A 5,703-nucleotide genomic window follows, 5' to 3' on the forward strand; every position below is an offset into this window, starting at 1 on the left:
GTCGTGCAACAAGGTCTCACCGCGACGTGCCGCTGCGCGATACGATGCAAGTGCACGATCGCCATCGCTGGTGGTCTTGTCCTGGTAAGGTTCCCCACAGTGTGGGCAAGTGATCCGCCATCCTTGCAATTCGCTTCACAGGACTGGCGGTGGACCAACATCGGTTTGAGTGCAACACGCGCAACGTTGAGCCGGACTCTTGGCGATGAACCGGTGAGCGGCTTTCGGGGCATCAGCCAAGCTCAAGCCGCGAACAGCCTTCGGGCTGACGCCGAACATTCCCGCAATCCGGTCAGCCTGGGCTTTCGTTAAACAAAGGTCGATTGCCCCGAGGGATGTTGCCTCCGGTAGTCCATGGCGCAACATGGTCGAAGACGTTACCCCATAGAAGTCAGCGTGGCGACTGATCCAGGAAGACAGGAGTTCGCCGCGCAGGGGTGGCAAGGAGACGGGCAGGGGTTCCGTCATGCAAAGACCGCCTCGGTATCAAATGCAGGCACCCACTCTTCGACCGCGCTGTCGGTGATGTGTTCGGTCCCGCTTTCGATGGCTTCGATCGCAAGGCAGCCCAGCATCTGGAAAATGTTGGCCGTGATGCCATCCGTAATCTGTAGAATACGTCGCAGGGATTTTGGTGTCAGCACAGATGGTTGCCGCAATGGAGTGTTGCGCAGGATCGACGCGATCAGCGTCTCGAAGTCTTCATTGGCGGGGCAAGTGAGATTCGAACCTACGGCACAGAACGACCCGATCGGTTGACAACGCATTTCAGCACGCCACGACGCCCCATCTGCTTACGCGAAATGGCCACGTAAGCACCGCGTAAGCATTGTTTCCCAATTGGCGGAAATTTCTAAGGGTTTGATTTTATGGAAGAAATTGGCGCACAGCTTTGGATGAAGACGATGACTACGTCTTCGCTATTACACTATGATCAGTTTTCCGGCGCGTTTGTTCCTGGGGTTCAAAGGGTTCTGAGCCGATGCTCGCTTGCGTCGGCCGGCTGCGATGCCGGAGTATCCTCGTGTCAGTCTCTGTAGGTCCAATCCGTAACGGTATCGATCTGTGCGAACACGCCTTCGACACCGTCAGCGGTCGGATCAGCCCGCTCCAGCCATTCTTCAGCCCATGTGATCCACTCTGCAGCAGTTCGATCACCAATCTCGGCTGAGGGTTCCACATCCATCTTACGCAGCGCGGTGAGGAAATTGCGGACAGTACCAAGCTCGTTCCAATTCTGTGCCAACTCTCGGAAGCGACGCCATTGGTTTGCGTCGCGCCTTTGACGTCGCTGCTCTTCATAGCGGCGTTGCTCAGCGAGTTGGCGCTCACGCTCCGCTGCCTCTCGATCCTTGCGCTGCTGAACGAGCAACGGTCCTGCCGCGACAAAGGTGGCCACGATGTCCGGCAGCATGCCTTCCATTGGCCGTTTGTCGGTCTCAAGCCATTTCTTTGGGAGGCCGGCAGGCCATTGCCAGGTCTTGATCTCAAAAACCAGCCATCCCGTCGGCAACAGCTCTTGCCTCCAGCCTCTATCGCCGGGTGAACGCCATCGCTTTTCGCTATCGGTCAGCGGCCGCCGCTGCTGCTTTTGCTTCTCGCGGACCTGGAACTCGACCTTTTCACCCAAAACCTCGACAAACAGGGCACCACACTCTCCCTGTTTGACCTTTCCGCCTTGGCGTTCGATTGCTTTAAACAGCGTATCCAGAATGCGGTGCTTGCGATGGTCCGTGGCGGTGAACTCCTTTGGACGATACAGATCGCGCACCCAAGGGTCCCGTTCGCTACGGGCGCGTTGCTTCTTTTCCTTGTGCTCAGAGAGCCATGAAGCAATCACTGGATGTGGTCTCAGAAGGCGTTCCGGCACGGTTAGGATGTTTTCGTTCGCTCGAGCCTTGTCCACCTGCTGTTTGACCTCCGGCGGTAACTCGATCGGAGGTGGCGCCAACGGTGTCGGGCGAATCGTGATGGGGCGTGCATCGCCGGCTTTCGGCAAAGGTGTCTGTTTTGGCGCTTTGCCGACCGCATGCTTGGCCCAATAGCCGCGAGGTGGGCACGGGACCTTTTCCCTTCGGCAAATCTTAGCGAGACCACTGTCGCTGAGGCCATAGCTCTTGGCCAGCCTTGACATCGGTGTCGCCCACACCGCGCGATAGAGGTCTTCGCGCGTTATCGTTGTCGGCTTTGTCGGACGGGGCGTTGGGGCGGCTTGTGCTGGCTCTGCAACAACAGATGTCTCAGCCTTCCTTCTCCCAGTATCCGCCGCCGATGGTTTCGCTTCGACAGGATTCGACTTGCGCTTAGGCTTCCGTTGGTCCGTATCCAGCACCAGCGGCTCAACACATCCAGAAGGCGTTTTCGGCAAGGGCGGTTGCTCGATAGGCTTGCCGAACTCTTTCCGCATCCAATGTCCGGGCGAAGGCTTTGGAATACCGGCACGCCGCAGCAGTGCACCCAGAACCCCTACGCTAACTCCAAGCTCAGCGGCCAGATGCGTGATAGGTTTCGACCAGACGAGGTCGTAGAGCTCTTGGCGAGTGAAGCGATGTTCCACGGCGATCAAACAAAATGACAGATTCAGTTGTCGGCTCTCATCATCTATGCGGCTCTGAGTAGAACAATATGAGAACAAATGATAGTCTGATTTGAAATCTAGTCGTAGCAATCGCGCCATGATGAGTGGCCGTTTGCCGCGTTGGGATCACTTCTGAGCGTTGGCTGGACTGGGCTTTTCGATCTTTTAACCATCGAAACATATCGTTAAGCTGTTGAAAATGTCGGCTCGGGCCGAGGCGAACATCGTCCCGGTGCTCGTTTCGCGTGAATCGACCAATGGCGGGTGGTTTGCGTGGAACAGGATGTAGCAGCAAAAGCCAAGGCGTTGTCCGGATTCGTCTGGCAGATCGCCGAGTTGCTGCGTGGGGACTTCAAGCGGTCGGAGTATGGCAAGGTCATCTTGCCTTTCGTCGTACTGCGCCGTCTTGACTGCATCCTGGAGCCGGGCCGAAAGGCGGTCATTGAGGCCCACGCCTCGCTACCCGACGGGATCGACGACCAAACCCGCGACATGATGCTGGCAGCCGCCGCGGGAAGCGGCTTGCGCGTTTACAATACGAGCCCTCTGTCCTTTGCCGTCATCAAGGCGCAGGACGCTGGAGACGTGCATAAGAACCTCATCGCGTACATCACCGCGTTCTCGGATTCCGTGCGGGATGTCTTCCTCGATAAGTTCCTGTTCACCGACCAGTTGAAGCGGCTGAATGATGCGGAAATCCTCTGGAAGGTGTTCGAGCAGTTCGCAAAGCTCGATCTCCGGCCCCAGTCGGTTTCGACGCTCGCGATGGGCTATCTGTTCGAAGACCTGATCCGCCGCTTCTCGGAAATCTCCAACGAAACAGCGGGCGAGCACTTCACACCGCGCGAGGTCATTCGCCTCATCGTCGATCTGCTGTTGGTCAACGATGCCGACGCCCTGACCGGCAAGGGCATCATCCGGCAAATATACGATCCGGCATGCGGCACGGGTGGCATGTTGGCGCTTGCCGAAGAAGGCATGCGGGCGCTCAACCCCGATATTCGCGTCGAGCTGTTCGGCCAGGAACTCAACGGCGAGTCCTTCGGCATCTGCAAGTCCGACATGCTGGTGACGGGTCACGACCCCGAGAACATCGCCTTCGGAAACACGCTCACACAGGACGCGCACAAGGAGCGCCGCTTCCACTACATGCTGTCCAACCCACCCTATGGCGTGGACTGGAAGAAGTATCAGGAATCGATCAAGGAAGAGGCGGCGGAGCTTGGCAAGGAAGGCCGCTTCGGCGCTGGTCTACCGCGCATCTCAGACGGCCAGCTTCTTTTCCTTCAACACATGATTTCGAAGATGCGCGACGACGAGGCCGGATCGCGCATCGGCATCGTCATGAACGGCTCGCCCCTCTTCACGGGCGGCGCCGGATCTGGCGAAAGCGAAATCCGCCGCTGGATGTTCGAGAATGATTGGGTGGAGGCCATCGTCGCCCTGCCGACCGATCTCTTCTACAACACCGGTATCCAGACCTATGTGTGGCTGCTGACCAACCGCAAGGAGAAGAAGCGGCGGGGCAAAGTCCAGCTGATCGACGCGTCCGGCGAACAGTTCTGGCGGCCCATGCGCAAGAGCCTCGGGTCCAAGCGCCGCGAAATCCGCGACGATGCGCGCGAGACCATCGCCACCATTTTTCACGAAATGGCAAACGGCAACGGGCGGTGGGCCGAGGTTTCGAAAATCTTCGACACGACCGACTTCGGCTATCGCGAAATCCGTGTCGAGCGCCCGCTGAGACTGAACTTTAGAGTGAGCGAGGAACGCCTGAAGCGTCTGGCGGACGCAAAGGCCTTCCAGAGACTATCGGACGTAGAGAAAGAGGACGTGCTCGACGTTCTTATGGCCTTGCCCGATCGGCTCTTCACCAGTCATGACGTGTTCGAAAAAGAGCTCTCCAAGGCCCTGAGGACTGGGAGCGTGAGGATCACCGCACCGGTGAAAAGGGCGATCCGCAGCGCCCTATCCGAGCGAGACGAGACCGCCGAAATCTGCCGTGACAGACGCGGCAAACCGGAGCCCGATACCGAGCTGCGAGATCACGAGCTGGTACCGCTCAAAGAGGATTGGGAGGACTATTTCGCTCGCGAGGTCACGCCCTTCGTGCCCGATGCTTGGGTGGATGAAACCCACTCTGACGCCACGGACAAGCAGGTTGGTCGCGTCGGCTACGAAATCAACTTCAACCGACACTTCTACACATACGTGCCGCCGCGCCCGCTGGAAGACATCGACGCGGAGTTGAAGACACTTGAAGCCGAAATCGCCGGCCTCCTGAAGGAGGTGTCGGTTTGACGGATAGCCCTATTTTACAAGCATACCCTAGTATGCCGTTGCGTAGACTGGTTTCGATCCGGTCGAGCAACGTGGATAAGGTCATCGAAGAAGGCGAAGACCCGGTCACGCTCTGCAACTATGTTGATGTCTACTACAATGACCGCATCACTGACCAAATCGAGTTTTCGCAAGGATCAGCGAAACAATCCGAGATCGACAAGTTCGCATTGAGGGCTGGTGACGTTGTTATCACGAAAGACAGCGAAACACCCGACGACATAGCTGTCCCGGCACTCGTTGAGCCGAGTGGTGAAGGCATTGTCTGCGCTTACCATCTAGCGATCTTGCGGCCTTTGCCGAAAATGATGAACGGAAATTTCTTGTTCTGGTGCCTAAATTCGAAGCCAGTAAGGGAGGCCTTCGGTATAGAGGCGCAAGGTGTCACACGTTTCGGCCTGACGTTAGGCGGTATGAAAAACGTGCTCCTCCCAGTTCCAGATATCGGCACTCAGAAGTTGGTTGCGGAATATCTTGAGGTTTCCACTCGCCGCTTAGACACCATTATCAAGATGACCGGCGGCAGGGAAGCCGCAAAGCAGTCCAATCCGGCATCACTTCTGGCGCTCCTGCTTGAAAAGCGCGCCGCTCTCATCACTGCCGCTGTCACCGGCGAGATTGACGTGCGCGAGAAGCTGCCCGCTGTCACGACCAAGCCTTATCGCCACCAAGTCCGGTGCATTGTCGGCGCCGAGATCGTCTCGCGGCATCAGGGCAATCCCAAATTCGGGCGGGTAAAACTGCAAAAGGAACTCTATCTCGCCGAAACCCATCTCGGGATCAGC

At 57.6% G+C, this 5,703-nt stretch carries 5 protein-coding genes; 2 read left to right on the forward strand and 3 right to left on the reverse strand.

What is annotated here, in order from left to right; genetic code table 11:
* Positions 1-135: 135 nt before the first annotated feature.
* From AC5E6N_RS22875 to AC5E6N_RS22885, 3 genes are all read right to left on the reverse strand, one after another.
* Positions 136-468 carry a TniQ family protein gene (locus AC5E6N_RS22875; RefSeq protein ID WP_491749969.1) on the reverse strand — a complete coding sequence of 111 codons (333 nt, stop codon included), beginning with the start codon at positions 466-468 and terminating at the stop codon, positions 136-138.
* The gene (locus AC5E6N_RS22880; RefSeq protein ID WP_491749970.1) at positions 465-767 is read right to left on the reverse strand and encodes a hypothetical protein; all 303 of its coding nucleotides are present in this window, start codon (positions 765-767) and stop codon (positions 465-467) included. The genes AC5E6N_RS22875 and AC5E6N_RS22880 overlap by 4 nt, the downstream gene beginning before the upstream one ends.
* Positions 768-1,027: 260 nt before the next feature.
* The gene (locus tag AC5E6N_RS22885) at positions 1,028-2,677 is read right to left on the reverse strand and encodes a hypothetical protein (protein ID WP_491749971.1); all 1,650 of its coding nucleotides are present in this window, start codon (positions 2,675-2,677) and stop codon (positions 1,028-1,030) included.
* A 174-nt stretch (positions 2,678-2,851) separates the two neighbouring features.
* Between AC5E6N_RS22885 and AC5E6N_RS22890 the strand changes: the two genes are divergently transcribed.
* Positions 2,852-4,879: a type I restriction-modification system subunit M gene (locus AC5E6N_RS22890; RefSeq protein ID WP_491749972.1), complete on the forward strand. Its 2,028-nt coding sequence runs from the start codon at positions 2,852-2,854 to the stop codon at positions 4,877-4,879.
* Positions 4,880-4,950: 71 nt separating this feature from the next.
* A partial coding sequence (locus AC5E6N_RS22895; protein WP_491749973.1) for a restriction endonuclease subunit S domain-containing protein occupies positions 4,951-5,703 on the forward strand: 753 nt, incomplete at its 3' end.

The organism is Hoeflea sp. (assembly GCF_984452065.1).

Coding starts and splice junctions, on each gene's coding strand:
- AC5E6N_RS22875 (WP_491749969.1), bottom strand. CDS start 468: ATGACGGAACCCCTGCCCGTCTCCTTGCCACCCCTGCGCGGCGAACTC.
- AC5E6N_RS22880 (WP_491749970.1), bottom strand. CDS start 767: ATGCGTTGTCAACCGATCGGGTCGTTCTGTGCCGTAGGTTCGAATCTC.
- AC5E6N_RS22885 (WP_491749971.1), bottom strand. CDS start 2,677: ATGGCGCGATTGCTACGACTAGATTTCAAATCAGACTATCATTTGTTC.